Here is a 15752-nt window from a genome sequence, read left to right on the forward strand (position 1 = left end):
ATGACGACCGCATTCCCCCTTTTGGGGAACGACGGAGGCCAGCACGTGGCAGACATCGAGGACCTTCCTTCGCGCAGCAAGCGGCGCCCTGTAGCGGCGAGCACGAAGTCCGGAAAGAAGAGCGCAAACGGAAAACACTTGAGCGAAGGCGAGGCGATCGTCATCGCGCTCGAGTCCCTCCATCGCGGCGACTTCGGTACGCGCCTGCGTCCGCGCGACGGCGCCTCGCGCGAGGTCCAGGACGCGTTCAACGCCCTCGCGGAGCGCCTCGAGCACACGTCGCTGGAGCTCGCGCGCGTCACGCGCGTCGTCGGCCGCGACGGCGAGATGGGCGAGCGCCTCCGGATGGATGGACTCCGCGGCGGCTGGGAGGTGATCGGCGACTCCTTCAACACCGTCATCGGCGACCTCGTTCGACCGTCGACCGAGGTCGCGCGCGTCATCGTGCAGGTCGCCGAGGGCGACCTCTCGCAGAAGATGGCGCTCGAGATCGACGGCAAGCCGATCCGCGGAGAGTTCCTCCGCATCGGCATCAGCGTCAATCGCATGGTCGATCAGCTCCGCACCTTCGCGAGCGAGGTCACCCGCGTCGCGCGCGAGGTCGGCACCGAGGGCAAGCTCGGTGGGCAGGCGAACGTGCCCGGCGTCGCCGGCACCTGGAAGGACCTCACCGACTCCGTGAACAGCATGGCGTCGAACCTCACGATGCAGGTGCGCGGGATCGCCGGCGTCGTCACGGCGGTCGCGAACGGCGACCTCTCGAAGAAGCTCGTCGTCGAGACGCAGGGCGAGATCCTCGAGCTGAAGAACACCATCAACGCGATGGTCGATCAGCTCTCGTCGTTCGCGCGCGAGGTCACCCGCGTCGCGAAGGAGGTCGGCACCGAAGGAAAGCTCGGCGGCCAGGCCACCGTCCGCGGCGTCAGCGGCACGTGGAAGGACCTCACCGACAGCGTGAACGGCCTCGCCGGCAACCTCACCGTGCAGCTCCGCGACGTCTCGAAGGTCTCGACCGCGATCGCCTCCGGCGACCTCGGGCAGAAGATCACCGTCGAGGTTTCGGGCGAGGTGCTCCAGATCAAGAACGTCATCAACGGCATGGTCGACTCCCTCTCGACCTTCGCGGCGGAGGTCACCCGCGTCGCGCGCGAGGTCGGCAGCGACGGCAAGCTCGGCGGGCAGGCCAACGTCCCCGGCGTCGGCGGCACCTGGCGCGATCTCACCGACTCCGTGAACAACATGGCGTCGAACCTCACCGGCCAGGTGCGGAACATCGCGCAGGTCACGACCGCGGTCGCGAACGGCGACCTCACGCAGAAGATCACGGTCGACGTGAAGGGCGAGATGCTCGAGATGAAGAACACGCTGAACACGATGGTGGATCAGCTCCGTTCGTTCGCCGCCGAGGTCACCCGCGTCGCGCGCGAGGTCGGCAGTGAAGGGAAGCTCGGCGGGCAGGCCTTCGTCCCCGGCGTCGGCGGCACCTGGAAGGACCTCACCGACGGCGTGAACGGGATGGCCTCGAACCTCACGAGCCAGGTCCGCAACATCGCGCAGGTCACGACCGCGGTCGCGAACGGCGACCTCTCGCAGAAGATCACGGTCGACGTGAAGGGCGAGATGCTCGAGATGAAGAACACGCTGAACACGATGGTGGATCAGCTCCGTTCGTTCGCGAGCGAGGTCACCCGCGTCGCGCGCGAGGTCGGCACCGAGGGCAAGCTCGGCGGGCAAGCCTTCGTCCCCGGCGTCGCCGGGACGTGGAAGGACCTCACCGACAACGTGAACTACATGGCGTCGAACCTCACGACGCAGGTGCGCGGCATCGCGAAGGTCGTCACCGCGGTCGCGAAGGGCGACCTCTCGAAGCGCCTCGTGGTGGAGGCGAAGGGCGAGATCGCCGAGCTCGCGGAGACGATCAACGACATGACCCAGACGCTGGGCATCTTCGCCGATCAGGTCACCACCGTCGCGCGCGAGGTCGGGAGCGAAGGGAAGCTCGGCGGCCAGGCGCGCGTCCCCGGCGTCGCGGGGACGTGGAAGGACCTGACCGACAGCGTGAACGGGATGGCGTCGAACCTCACGACGCAGGTGCGCGGCATCATCAAGCTGGTCACCGCCGTCGCGAACGGCGACCTCTCGCAGAAGTTCACGATGGACGCGCAGGGCGAGATGGCTGCCCTCGCCGAGACGCTGAACACGATGACCGACACGCTCCGCGCGTTCGGCTCCGAGGTCACCCGCGTCGCGCGCGAGGTCGGCACCGAAGGCAAGCTCGGCGGCCAGGCCAAGGTGCCCGGCGCGCAGGGCACCTGGCGCGACCTCACCGACAACACGAACCAGCTCGCCGCGAACCTCACCAACCAGATCCGCGCGATGGCGGAGGTCGCGACCGCGATCACGGAGGGTGACCTCACGCGGAGCATCACCGTCGAGGCCGAGGGCGAGGTCGCGCAGCTCAAAGAGCGCGTGAACCAGATGATCCTCAACCTGCGTGACACGACGCAGAAGAACACCGAGCAGGACTGGCTCAAGACGAACCTCGCCCGCTTCGGCGGCCTCATGCAGGGGCAGAAGAGCCTCGAGGCGGTGAGCCGCCTCATCATGAGCGAGCTCACGCCCCTCGTCGCCGCCTCCCACGGCGCGTTCTTCGTCATGGACGACGCCGAGGGCGGCAAGGCGCTCAAGCTCCTCGCGACCTACGCCTACAAGGAGCGGAAGCACGTCGCGAACCGCTTCCGGATGGGGGAGGGCATCGTCGGCCAGGCGGCGCTCGAGAAGAAGAGCATCCTCCTCTCGCGCGTGCCCGACGACTACGTCCAGATCAACTCGGGCCTCGGCGAGTCCCCGCCGAAGAACCTCATCGTGATCCCGATCCTCTTCGAGGACGAGGTCCGCGCCGTGATCGAGCTCGCGAGCTTCGAGAGCTTCAGCGCGATCCACCGCATCTTCCTCGAGCAGCTCTCGGAGACGATCGGCGTCGTGCTGAACATGATCGGCGCGAACACCCGCACCGAGGAGCTCCTCAAGCAGTCGCAGTCGCTCGCGCACGAGCTGCAGGAGCAGTCGCGCGAGCTGCAGCAGCAGCAGGAGCAGCTCAAGCGCTCGAACAACGAGCTCGAGCAGCAGGCGAAGACGCTCCGCGCCTCGGAGGAGATGCTGCGCGAGCAGCAGGAGGAGCTGCAGCAGGTCAACGAGGAGCTCGAGGAGAAGGCGTCCCTGCTCGTCGAGCAGAACCGCGCCGTCGAGCAGAAGAACAAGGAGGTCGAGCTCGCGCGGCAGGCGGTCGAGGAGAAGGCCTCGCAGCTCGCGGTCTCGTCCCGGTACAAGAGCGAGTTCCTCGCGAACATGAGCCACGAGCTGCGCACGCCGCTCAACTCGCTCCTCATCCTCGCGCGCATGCTCGCCGACAACAAAGAGGCGAACCTCAGCGGGAAGCAGGTCGAGTACGCCAAGACGATCCACGGCGCGGGGTCGGACCTCTTGAACCTGATCAACGAGGTGCTCGACCTCTCGAAGGTGGAGGCGGGGAAGATCGAGATCTACCCGACCGACGTGAGCATCACCGAGCTCACGAAGCAGATCGACGCGACGTTCCGGCCGGTCGCGCAGTCGAAGAAGCTCGATCTCGTCATCGAGGTCGACCCCGACGTCCCGGTCACGCTCAAGACCGACGGGCAACGCGTCCTGCAGATCCTCCGGAACCTCCTCGGGAACGCGTTCAAGTTCACCGAGCTCGGGAGCGTGGGCCTCCACGTCTTCCTCCCCCCGCCGCAGCAGGCGTACGGCTCGAGCAACCTCGCGAGCCAGCCGGAGTACGTCATCGCGTTCGCGGTGAAGGACACCGGCCTCGGCATCCCGAAGGACAAACAGCAGCTCGTCTTCGAGGCGTTCCAGCAGGCCGACGGCACCACCTCGCGCCGCTACGGCGGCACCGGGCTCGGCCTCTCGATCAGCCGCGAGCTCTCGCGCCTCCTCGGCGGCGAGGTGCGCGTCGAGAGCGAGCTCGGGAAGGGGAGCACCTTCACGCTCTACCTGCCGTTCTCGCATCAGGGCTCGGTCACGGCGAAGGAGCGCGAGGCGACGGCGGAGGAGCCGGCGGAGTCGCTCCCTCCCGGCGAGATGCCGGACGATCGCGAGGGCCTCACCCCGAACGACAGCGTCGTCCTCATCGTCGAGGACGATCAGCAGTTCGCCACGACGCTCCTCCAGATGGCGCGCGCCCATGGCTTCAAGGGGATCGTCGCGCTCCGCGGCGACACCGGCCTCTCGCTCGCGCGGCGCCTCCTGCCGAGCGCGATCCTGCTCGATCTCGGGCTCCCCGCGATCGACGGGCTCCGCATCCTCGAGCACCTGAAGGCGCACCCGCAGACGCGCCACATCCCGGTCCACATCCTCTCCGGCGGCGACAAGAAGCACGAAGGCCTCTCCCTCGGCGCGGTCGCGTACGTCGAGAAGCCGGTGAGCAAGGAGGCGCTCGATCGAACCTTCGAGGACATCGAGGGCTTCCTCCACCGCAAGGCGTCGACGCTCCTCATCGTCGAGGACGACGAGCGCGAGCGGAAGACGATCGTCGAGCTCATCGGCTCCGGCGACGTCGAGACGACCGCGGTCGGCAGCATCCAGGACGCGCTCGCCGCGCTCGAAGAGAGCCGCTTCGACTGCATGGTCCTCGACCTCACCCTGAAGAGCGGCTCCGGCTTCGACCTCCTCGAGACGATGCAGAAGAAGCCCGAGCTCCGCTCGCTCCCCGTCATCGTCTACACCGGCCGTGACCTCTCCGCGCAGGAGGAGACGCGGCTCAAGAAGTTCGCGCGCTCGATCATCCTGAAGGACGCGCGCTCGCCGGAGCGGCTCCTCGCGGAGACGACGCTCTTCCTCCACCGCGTCGAGGCGGCGCTCCCGCAGCCGAAGCGACGCATGCTGCAGGACGCCGCCGGCGGCGAGAGCACCTTCCACGGCAAGACCGCGCTCATCGTCGACGACGACGTGCGGAACATCTATGCGCTCTCGTCGGTGCTCGAGGAAACCGGTATGAACGTCGTTTTTGCAGAAAACGGCAAAGCGGGCCTCGAGACGCTGAAGAGCACCCCCGGCGTCAGCATCGTCCTCATGGACGTGATGATGCCGGAGATGGACGGCTACGAGGCGATGCGGGAGCTCCGCAAGATGCCGGAGTACAAGAACCTCCCCGTGCTCGCGCTCACCGCGAAGGCGATGAAGGGCGATCGCGAGAAGTGCCTCGCGGCGGGGGCGAGCGACTACGTCACCAAGCCGGTCGATCCCGACCAGCTCCTCTCCCTCATGCGGGTCTGGCTCTACTCGAACCGGACGTGATCGATGTTGAAGCGCAGCGGTACGTACGGACGTGTCGAGGTGCCGGCCCCCGAGGTCGGCGCCGAGGACGTGCTCGTGCCGGAGCTCGAGGAGGAGGGGCCGCCCGTCTCGCGCCTCGGCGACGACAACCGCGACGACTTCGCGGGGGTGTCGGCGCTCGAGCGCATCGAGATGGAGCTGCTCCTCGAGGGGATCTACCGCCACTACGGCTACGATTTCCGCTCCTACGCGCGCTCGTCGCTGCGGCGGCGGCTGACGAAGCGGCTCGACGCGGAGGGGCTCACGACGTTCTCGGCGCTACAGGACAAGGTGCTCCACGACCCGATCGCGATGGAGAACCTCGTCCGCGACATGTCCGTGAACGTCACGAGCATGTTCCGCGATCCGACCTTCTTCCTCGCGTTCCGGCAGAAGGTGGTGCCGATGTTGCGGACGTATCCGTTCGTCCGCATCTGGCACGCCGGCTGCGCGTCGGGGGAGGAGGTCTACGCGATGGCGATCCTCCTCGAGGAGGAGGGCCTCTACGAACGATCGCGCCTCTATGCGACCGACATGAACGCGGAGGCGCTCGACCGCGCGCGGACCGGCATCTTCCCGATCTCACGGATGCGCGAGTACACCGCGAGCTACCAGCAGGCCGGCGGGACGCGCTCGTTCAGCGAGTACTACACCGCGAGCTACGGGGCCGCGCTCTTCCACGCGCGGCTGCGCGAGAACGTCCTCTTCGCGCAGCACAACCTCGCGACCGACACGTCGTTCAGCGAGTTCAACGTCATCCTCTGCCGGAACGTCCTCATCTACTTCGATCGCTCGCTCAAGGAGCGCACGCTGAAGCTGTTCCACGACTCCCTCTCGCCGCTCGGCTTCCTCTGCCTCGGTCGCCGCGAATCGCTCCGCTTCACGAACGTGGAGCCGGACTTCACCGAGATCGACGCCAAGGAGCGGATCTTTCGGAGGGCGCGCTGATGCCGATCCCTCAGATCGTCGTCATGGGCACGTCGGCCGGCGGGCTCCGCGCGCTCGAGCGCGTCCTCGGCGCGCTCCCGGCGCGGTTCGCGCTCCCGATCGTCGTGGTGCAGCACCGCTCGAAGGAGTCGGAGGCGTTCGCGGAGGTGATGGGCTCGCTCGTCGACCTCCCCGTGCGCGAGGCGGAGGACAAGGAGCCCGTCGTCGCGCCGGGCGTGTACCTCGCGCCGCCGGACTACCACCTGCTCCTCGAGCCGGGGCGCTTCGCGCTCTCGACCGACGAGCCGGTCGGCTTCAGCCGCCCCTCGATCGACGTGCTCTTCGAGTCGGCCGCCGACGCCTACGGCTCCGGCGTCGTCGGCGTGCTCCTCACCGGCGCGAACTCCGACGGCACGCGCGGGCTCCGCCGCATCCGCGCGGTGGGGGGGCTCGCGATCGTCCAAGACCCCGCCACGGCGGAGAGCCCCGAGATGCCGGCCGCGGCGGTGAAGGACGGCGCCCTCGACAAGGTCGTCGGCCTCGACGCCATCGCCGAGGAGCTCCTTCGCCTCGCTCCCCGCCCGAAAGGTAGCGCTTCATGACCGCGCCCAACGAGCCGCTCCCCAGCGTCAACATCCTCGTCGTCGACGACGAGCCGTCGAACCTCCTCGCGCTCGAGGCGATCCTGGAGCCCTTGCAGCAGAACGTCGTCCGCGCGAGCTCGGGCGTCGAGGCGCTGCGGCTCGCGCTGAAGATGGAGTTCTGCGTCGTGCTCCTCGACGTGCAGATGCCGGAGATGGACGGCCTCGAGACGGCGGAGCTCCTGCGGAAGCGGCCGAAGACGAAGGGCGTCCCGATCATCTTCCTGACGGCGATCAACAAGGAGAGCTCGTGGGTCGCGCGCGGCTACGGCGTCGGCGCGGTGGACTACCTCTTCAAGCCGTACGATCCCGACACCCTGCGCACGAAGGTCGCCACGTTCGTCGACCTCGCGAAGAAGAACATCGCGATCCGCGCGCAGCACGCCGATTTCCGGCGCTGGAGCGAGCGCCGCTACGAAGACCTCGCCGATTCGATGCCGCAGGTGGTGTGGACGGCCGATCCCGACGGCACGGTGAAGTACCGCAACAAGCAGTGGGAGCAGATCGCGGGCGGCGCGGACGAGGGCTTCGCCGCGATCGTGCACCCCGCCGACCTCGACGCGTTCGAGAAGGGGTGGGCGGACGCGGTCCAGACCAAGAAGGCCTGGGAGGCGGAGCTCCGGATCGGCGCGCGGTACCACCTCGTCCGCGCGGTGCCGCGCCTCGACGATCACATCGCGGGGTGGGTCGGCACCGCGACCGACATCGACGATCGCGTCCGCGCCGATCGCGCGCTGCGCATGCTCGCCGACGCGAGCCAGCTCCTCAACCGCTCGCTCACGGAGGAGGGGACCGCGCGCGAGCTCGAGGCCGCGCTGTCGTGTGCGCTCCCGATCCTCGGCGACGCGGCGATCCTCGACGTGCGCGAAGGCGGCGAGCGGCAGCGCGTCTGCGTGACGAGGGCGGGCGTCGACGAGCGGCGCTTCGACGATCCGCGCTTCGATCTCGGCCCCTCCACCGTGGGCTACTCCGGGCGCGCGGAGGTGTTCCTCGACGTGAAGGCGGAGGCGGCGGAGCTCGGCAAGCTGCGCGAGTCGGAGCGGAGCCCGAACCCGTCCGGTCGCGGCGGCGAGCACCTGCGCTTCCTCGCCGAGCTCGGCGTCGACGCGTACATCTGCGTGCCGCTCCTCTCGCGCGAGCGCACGATCGGGACGCTGTCGTTCGTGCGGGTCGAGGGCGGCGGCGTGTTCGACGGCGGCGACGTCGACCTCGCAGAGGACCTCGCGCGTCGCATCGCGGTGTCGATCGACAACAGCCGCCTCCACGTGACGACGGAGAGGCGGCGCGAGGAGCTCGAGCTCGCGAACAAGAGCAAGGACCTCTTCCTCGCGACGCTCTCGCACGAGCTGCGCACGCCGCTCAACGCGATCGTGGGCTGGACGGACATGATGCGCCGCGGCCAGCTCGCGGGCGACGAGCTGCACCACGCGATGGAGACGATCGACCGCAACGCGCTCGCGCTCTCGGGCCTCGTCGCCGACCTCCTCGACGTCTCCCGCATCGTGACGGGCACGCTCAAGATCGAGTCGAAGCACGTGCCGATCGCGTCGATCGTCGACGCCGCCGTCGCGGCGGCGCGACCGCAGTGCGCGACGAAGGAGATCACGCTCGAGACGAGCGCGACGAGCAACGCGACGGTGATGGGCGACGCGGGCCGCCTCCGGCAGGTGATCCACAACCTGCTCTCGAACGCGGTGAAGTTCACGCCGCCGGGCGGCAAGGTCAGCGTGCGGCTCGAGGGGGACGACGCGAGCGTCCGCGTCGTCGTCGCCGACAGCGGCGAGGGCATCGACCCGGCCTTCCTCCCGCACGTCTTCGAGCGTTTCCGTCAGTCGGAGACGGCGCGCACGCGCGGCCTCGGGTTGGGGCTCGCGATCGTGAAGCACCTCGTCGAGGAGCATCGCGGCACGGTGCACGCGTCGAGCGAAGGGCAGGGGAGAGGTTCGACGTTCACGATCGAGCTGCCGGTCGCGTCCGACGCGCCGGCGGCCATCTCGGAGGAGCACACGGTGGAGAACACAGGCGAACCGGACCTCAAGGGCGTTCATGTCCTCATCGTCGAGGACGATCCGGACGGGAACGAGCTGATCTGCACGATCCTGGAGCGCTACGGCGCGAAGGTGTCGTCGGCCACGACCGCCGCGGCTGCGCTCGACGTCCTGTCGACGGAGCACCCGCAGATCCTGGTCTCGGACATCGGTCTGCCGGACATGGACGGCATCGAGCTGATCAAGACGGTGCGAGCGCGCCCGGAGATCGCGGAGATCCCGGCCGTCGCGCTCACCGCCTACGCCTCGCGCCAGGACGCGACGAAGGCGATCGGCGCCGGCTTCGACGCCCACGTCGCCAAGCCGGTGCAGCCGGCCACCCTGGGCGGCGCGGTCGCGCGGTTGCTCACGACGACGACGAAGGACCCCCGCGCGCCAAAGGCCGCCTCGAGCGCGGCGTAGCTTCAGCGCGATTTGAGGCGCTCGATCTCCGCGAGCGCCTCGGCGAGCCGCCGCTCGGCATCGTCGGCGCGCTGCTCCGCCGTCTCGCGTTTCGCGACGAGGTCGTCGACCATCTTGCCGAGCTCTCGGATCATGTCGTCCGCTTCGGGCAATGCGACGGTTCCGTGAAAGAAGCGGAGGTGGTCGTCCTCGAGCGCGAGGTCGAGGCCGAGGACGCGCGACGGATAGCGACCCGCTTGCGGCACGACCGGATCGTAGACGCGCGCGTTCGCGGACGGGAGGCGGTACATCTTCAGCCGGGCGCGACCGCGATCGAGGATGGCGTACTCGGGGATCCCGAGGCTGGCGTAGAGCGCCACGTTGCGCTCGTGGTCCTTCGCCTTGTCGCCTTCGACGTGCACCTCGAGGACGAAGTCGAGGCCCTTGCCTTCGCTGCTCACGACCCACTTCGTGCGCTCGCGAGGATCGACGTCGAGCACGGCGAGCACGTCGGGGACGATCTTCCTCGCGCCCGGGTAGTAGACCGCGAGCTCGGAGGAGAGATAGACCTTGCGCCCGAGCCGCTCGAAGAAACGCCCGAGCGCGTCGAGGGGTCCTTCCTTGCCTGTTCGATGGCGATCGCCCTCCGGCGCCATCTCCTCGATCGACACCTCGTTGGGGAGCATCGCGACGACGGCGGCGCGTTCGGGCTCCGTGAGCGTGTCCCACTGCTCCTGGGTCGGGGCGCGCGGATCTCGCGGATCGACGACGAACGGAGCGCGCTGCACCATCGCCTCGAAGCATAGCGCGTCAGAGCAGGACGAGCATGCGGGCGCCTTCGGGGGTGGTCTCCGTCGCGATGGTGCCGCCGTGGGCGGTGATGAGGCCGCGGGCGATGAGGAGGGCGAGGCCGCCGCGGCTCTCGTCGGGGGCGACGCTCTTGGCGGCGCGCGGGGCGGTGCCGCGAACGGTGAAGGCGACCTTCGCCTCTTGCTTCTCCATGCCGAGGCGGATGACGCCGCCCTCGCCCGTCGACTTGAGCGCGACGCTGACGAGCTTCGTCAGCGCGTCGACGACGTGGGCGCGGTCGACCGTCACCGTGACGGAGTCGTCGGCTGGGCCCTCCTCGACCGAGGCGCCCTTGTCCGCGGCGAGCGGCTTCGCCTTCTCGACCGCGACGCGGAGGAGCGCGGCGGCGTTCTCGGGCTTGGCCTGGACCTCGACGCTGCCCGCCTCGATGCGGCTCGCCTCGAGGAGGTCGTCGATGAGGCGCTGCATGCGCGTCGACGCGCGCTCCATGCGCGAGACGAGGGAGGTCGCGCGGGCGCGCTCGAAGTCGGGGGCCTCGAGGTCGTCGCGGAGGAGGCCGGTGCTCATCGCGAACGTGTTGAGCGGGTTGCGGAGGTCGTGCGCGACGCTCGCGAGCAGGACCTCGCGCGCGCGCGTGGCGGCGCGGAGGTCGGCGCGGACGCGCGCGGTCTCTTGCGCGATCTCCTCCAGCGCGTCGAGGACCTGGCTCGCCGGGATCGGCTCGTCGCCGAGCGCGCCGCGCGCCTCCGCGATCGCGCTCTTCACCTCGTCTGGGGAGGCCGCGGTCTTGATGTGAGCGGCGGTCCAGCCGAGGCCCTTCGACGTCACTGAGGCGCCTTTGCCCACTGGCCGTTTGCGTTCTGCGCCTTCGCCGCGACGACGGCTTCGTACTCGCTCTCGAACATGACGAGCTGCTCCGTCACGACGTCGAGGTTCTTCGCGTTCATCTCGTTGTCCTCGGCGCGGCTCATGTCGCTCATCTGCCGGCGGATCTCGCCGAGCTTGTCGCAGATGTTGCCGAGCAGCTCGACGTCGACCTGCGCGCGCGCCTTGTCCGCGAAGTTCTCGCGGTAGGTGTCGAACAGCTTGTTCGCCGCGCCGCCGAGCTCGCCCATGATGTCGGCCATCTGCGAGGACTGACGCACCTTGCGGATCTCGCCGAGCTCCTTCTCGTAGACCTCGAGGCGTCCGTCGATGACGGCGATGTTCTTCGTGTTGAACTCGAGCTCGAGCCCGCCCTCCTTGAAGGCGACCATGCGCTCGCGGATCTTCTTCAGCGACCCGATGATGCGCATGAGGAGCGCGGGCCGCCGCGAGACGCGCGGCTCGCCCGCGAAGTGCGCCTGGTACACCGCGAACTGCGCGTTCGCGAGGGTGGCGAGGACGCTCGCGCGCTCCTCGGGCGTGCCGCTCTTCTGCGCGTTCTCGATCAGCTCGATCTCTTTTTGGTACTGCGTGAGGTTCGAGACGACGATCTCGCGATCGCGCTGGAACTCGTTCACGGTGCCCTCCTCGAGGAGCTGGGTCATGCGCTTCTCGATGCCTTTCAGGTCGTCGACGAGCTCGCCGAGGAGCGCGACGTCGCGCGTCGTGCGGTCCTTGCCCGCGAAGTGCCGCGCGTAGCGGTTGAAGACGAGGTTCGCGCTCGTCGCCTCGTGGGAGAACTCCTCGAAGGTGGGGCCCACCTCCTGCGCGCGCACGATCGCGTTGCGTTCCTGCGCATAGAGGTCGAGGTTCTTCTGCGCGGCGTCACGCAGGCGGATCAGGTCGGCGGGCATCGCCGCGGAGGGGATCTGATCGATGCGCGAGAGCACGTCGCGCATGCGTTTCATGATGCTGTCGAGGAGCGCGACGTCACGCGTGAGCCGAGACTGCCCCGCAAAGCCGGCCGCGTATTCATCGTCGAGCTTGGACAGCTCGGTGGTCAGGTTCTCGAGGATCGACATCGCGCCCCGACTTACCACTCGCGCCGGAGGGGGAAAAGCCGCCGCTCTCCTTAAGTCGCGCGGGGCGCGCGGGGGGTGCGAGGGCTGGCGAAGTCGCGCGGGCTCGAGCCCGCCCATGGAACGACGAAGGCGCCCCCAACGGAGCGCCTTCGTCGTGCGAGGCAAAACGCCGCCGCGAGGGCGGGCCTCGCGTGGTGTGGCCTCGAGCTGAGCCTTCGAGTCGGCTCGGCGATCAGGCCTTCTTGCGCTTGCGCGAAGCGGCCATGAGGGCGATGCCGAGGCCGGCCGCGATGGCGAGGCCGCTGCCGGTGGAGCCGCCCGTCGTGTTGCAGCCGCCGTCGTCGGTCGACGCCGGGGTCGCCGCGGTGCCGCTGGTGCCGGCGTCGTTCGCCGGCGTGGTGCCCGCGTCGGTGTCGGTGTCGGGGGGCGGTTCCTCGTCGCCTTCGCACGTCTCGGGGGCTGCGTCCTCGTCACCGTCGAGTGTGAGCTCCCCGCGGATCTCGCCGGCCCCGTGCAGCTCGGTGTGGAAGTTCAGGTAGGTGTCCTTCGTGTCGAGGCCGGTTGCCTCGTCGTCCGTGAGCGTCTGGTTGACCGTGGTCGCCGCCGTGCCGCTGGGAAGAGTGATGAGCGGCGCGCCCGTGCCCGCGGCCTCGTCGTCGATCGTGTGAATGTGCGCTGCCGTGATCTTCTCCGCGAAGGTCGAGGGCGTGAAGGTGATCTTTCCGCAGAGCTTCTTCGTATCGGTGTCGTAAGTGAAGCGGGCCTTGGCGGTCGCCGCGCTGTCGGTTGCCGTCGGCTTCTCGTTCTCTCCCGAGATGTCGCTCGCGATGTAGTTCTTCTTCGCGGCGCTAGCCATGCCAGTAACGAGCACCGCCGCGAGGGCCGTGCCGAGGAAAAGAGAGGTCTTCATGCCCGGTAGGCTCGCCCGAAGATCGCCTTCGCGCAACCTTCGCACCGAAAATCGCTCGCACCTGATCGCGGTGTCACGGCCCGTTGCTCTCGTTCACACCGAAACAAGGACCGTAGTATCCGCTACTTCGCTCCACGCCCCCGCGCCGTCGAGCTCGCGAGGCCACAAAAAAAGGACCGATCGCGAGCATGACGCGCCCTCCGCGACGATTCGACCGCTTCGTTATTCACTCCGCTAAGCGCATTTCCAATACGCGCTAACACCTGCACGCTTCTGCGCTAATTGCCAATGCGCCCCCGTCGCTCGTGCGTGCACAATGCATCTTCATGCACGCACGCCGCTCCGAAGCTCGTGCCCCGCGCCGGCACGGAGCGCATGCTCGCGCGCCCCGCGCCGGCACGGAGGTCGTGCAACGACGAGCCGCCGAGAATGCGCGCGTCGATACCGCGCCGACTCACGCCGACTCACGCTCGAAGCAAGCTCGAAGCACGCTCGCGAGCGGCGGCCCGAGCCGTGCGGTGTGGAGCAGCGCGTCTTCGCAGGTCGGCGCGATGGACGCACCCGATCCCGAGGATGCGTCGATGCCGCGCCGACTCACGCTCGAAGTACGCTCCCGAGCGCGGCCCGAGCCGAGGGGCGTGGAGCAGCGCGTCTTTGCACGTCGGCGGCGATGGGGGGGGCACGCGATCCGATTCGCTCGGAGCACGTCCGGGCGGACGCGCGGGCGTCGCTTGGAGCGCGTTCGGGTTGGGGCGACGTCTTCGTGCGTCGGCGTCGAGGTTCGTCGGCCGGAGGACGTTCGGCGGATGCGCGGCGTGTTCGTGCATCGGCATCGAGGCGCGGTGCTCGGAGCGCGTTCGGGTCGAGCACGCGGAGGGCTCGTCGTTCGGAGGGGTTCGGGCCCGGCGAGCGGCTCGGAAACACGCGCGGGAGCGGCACCGGCGGGCCGGCGGCCCGATCGCTGCTCGAATTTTGCGTGTGTTGTGGCGGGGATGGTAGCTCCGGGGCGGGGGGCTCGTGCGCTTCTTGGTAGCCGTGCTACGTGGCTGGCGCCGGGCGGTGGGGAGCTCCAGCTGGCACGGAACATGACCCTCGAGACGTAGATGGCTTCGAACCCCGCCACACCTTTCGGACTGGAATTCGGTAACGTCGAGGAGCTTCATCGCGACGCGCCGCCGCGCTCCGAGCGTAGTGCGCAGACCCGTTCGCAGGGCCCCCGGTCCGCGTTTTCCCGTATCGGGGTCGCCGCCAACGAGACCAGCGAAAGCCCCTTCGCGGCCCTGTCGGCGCGGCACGGGCGGCCGCTCCGCGTCGCCATCCTCAGCGATTTTACAACGATTCCGTACGCCAACGGTGCAGCGTTCCAGACACGGTTCCTGTACCAAGAATTGCGTCGGTGTGGTCACGAGGTCACAGTCATCGGCCCCCGCGACCCCCACGCCGACCCCGCCTCCCTCCCGCCGGACACCGTGGGCCTCCCCAGCGTCCCGCTGAAGACCTACCCCGGCCTCTTCCTCCCGATGCCGACGGAGGCGTGGGTCTACGACCCGTCCCGCTGGAGCTTCGACATCATCTTCGCGCAGGCCACGTCGCCCGCGCTCCACTTCGCGGTGTGGCTCCGCAAGATGAAGGGGATCCCCGTCATCTGCGTGAACACCACGCACCTCTCCGCCGCCTACGACGTCCTCCTCCCCGAGAACCTGAAGCGGCTCGGCTGGGTGAACGCCGGCCTCGAAGGCGCGCTGAAGCGGCCGGTCGACAAGCATTTCGCCGCCATCTACAACGACTCCGACGGGCTCGTCGTCCTCTCCGAAGGCCTCCGCTCGTACTGGCGAGAGCGCGGCGTGACGGTGCCGATTCACGTCATCCCCCGCACCGTGCAGCCGGAGATCTTCGATCGCCCGCTCGGCGAGGACCCGTACACGCACCTCGAGTCCGCCGAAGGCCACTCGTGGCGCGGCGCGCGGCTCCTCTGCGCCGGCCGCCACACGCGCGAGAAGAGCCAGGACCGCATCATCCGCATCTTCGCGCGCTACGTCGCGCCGGTGGACCGCGAGGCCACGCTGACGATGCTCGGCGACGGCCCCGATCGCGAATACTACGAGCGCGTCGCGCAAGAAGAGGGCGTCGCGCATCGCGTCTTCTTCCCGGGCGAGGTGCCGTTCACGAAGATGGCGGACTACTACGCCTACGCCGACCTCTTCGTGCACGGATCGCTCAGCGAGACCTACGGCAACGTCATGGGCGAGGCGCTCTGGTGCGGCACCCCCACCGTCGCCTTCGCCGACGGCATGGGCGTGTCCTCCCAGATCAAGGACCGCGTGAACGGCGTCCTCCTCAGCCCGGGCAAGGGGCATCGCAGCGAGCGCGAGGCGGACGCCACGTTCGGCCGCGCCGTCCTCGACCTCCTCGCCGATCCCGAAGAGCGCGCGCGCCTCGGCACCGCCGCTTCGAAGATGTCGCGCGAGCGCTGCTCCCCCCTCGCGGTCCAGACCCGCATCGCGGACGCCTTCCGCCTCGCGCAGGAGCACGCCGCCGCGTGCCGGATCAACGCCGCCGCCGACGGCCCCCGCGTGGTCCAATGGGCGACCACCTTCCACCACTTCCGCTCCTGGGCCGCCGCCAATGCCACCCTGTACCTCGTCGGCCACCTCCGCCCCGCCGACGACCACTCGAAGACGAAAGCCAAGCTCCACCCCCAAATCGGCAGCTAACGCCCAGCCAACGCCCCCAA

At 69.0% G+C, this 15752-nt stretch carries 9 protein-coding genes; 5 read left to right on the top strand and 4 right to left on the bottom strand.

The annotated features are described in order from the left end of the window. The 4 genes from KF837_33410 (at window position 1) to KF837_33425 (ending at window position 9373) form a co-directional block, all read left to right on the top strand. Window positions 1–5337 (top strand): HAMP domain-containing protein, encoded by a 5337-nt coding sequence (locus KF837_33410; protein MBX3232273.1) that lies wholly within the window; start codon window positions 1–3, stop codon window positions 5335–5337. A gap of 171 nt (window positions 5338–5508) precedes the next feature. Next, window positions 5509–6303 (top strand): protein-glutamate O-methyltransferase CheR, encoded by a 795-nt coding sequence (locus KF837_33415; GenBank protein MBX3232274.1) that lies wholly within the window; start codon window positions 5509–5511, stop codon window positions 6301–6303. After that, window positions 6303–6884, top strand: a complete 582-nt coding sequence (locus KF837_33420) for a chemotaxis protein CheB (GenBank protein ID MBX3232275.1) — start codon at window positions 6303–6305, stop codon at window positions 6882–6884. Before KF837_33415 ends, KF837_33420 begins: the two co-directional genes overlap by 1 nt. Beyond that, window positions 6881–9373 carry a response regulator gene (locus KF837_33425; protein MBX3232276.1) on the top strand — a complete coding sequence of 831 codons (2493 nt, stop codon included), beginning with the start codon at window positions 6881–6883 and terminating at the stop codon, window positions 9371–9373. Before KF837_33420 ends, KF837_33425 begins: the two co-directional genes overlap by 4 nt. Before the next feature lie 2 nt (window positions 9374–9375). Here the strand turns inward: KF837_33425 and KF837_33430 are convergent, their stop codons facing one another. From KF837_33430 to KF837_33445, 4 genes are all read right to left on the bottom strand, one after another. Further along, window positions 9376–10143, bottom strand: a complete 768-nt coding sequence (locus tag KF837_33430; protein ID MBX3232277.1) for a Uma2 family endonuclease — start codon at window positions 10141–10143, stop codon at window positions 9376–9378. Window positions 10144–10162: 19 nt separating this feature from the next. Next, the gene (locus tag KF837_33435) at window positions 10163–10990 is read right to left on the bottom strand and encodes a HAMP domain-containing histidine kinase (GenBank protein MBX3232278.1); all 828 of its coding nucleotides are present in this window, start codon (window positions 10988–10990) and stop codon (window positions 10163–10165) included. After that, complete coding sequence (locus tag KF837_33440; protein ID MBX3232279.1) at window positions 10987–12108, bottom strand: hypothetical protein; 1122 nt, start codon at window positions 12106–12108, stop codon at window positions 10987–10989. The genes KF837_33435 and KF837_33440 overlap by 4 nt, the downstream gene beginning before the upstream one ends. Before the next feature lie 232 nt (window positions 12109–12340). Beyond that, entirely contained in the window at window positions 12341–13018 is a 678-nt protein-coding gene (locus KF837_33445; protein MBX3232280.1) for a CHRD domain-containing protein, read from the bottom strand. A gap of 1103 nt (window positions 13019–14121) precedes the next feature. Between KF837_33445 and KF837_33450 the strand changes: the two genes are divergently transcribed. After that, entirely contained in the window at window positions 14122–15732 is a 1611-nt protein-coding gene (locus tag KF837_33450; GenBank protein ID MBX3232281.1) for a glycosyltransferase, read from the top strand. Window positions 15733–15752: the final 20 nt, after the last annotated feature.

Source organism: Labilithrix sp. (assembly GCA_019637155.1).
GTDB lineage: Bacteria > Myxococcota_A > Polyangia > Polyangiales > Polyangiaceae > Labilithrix.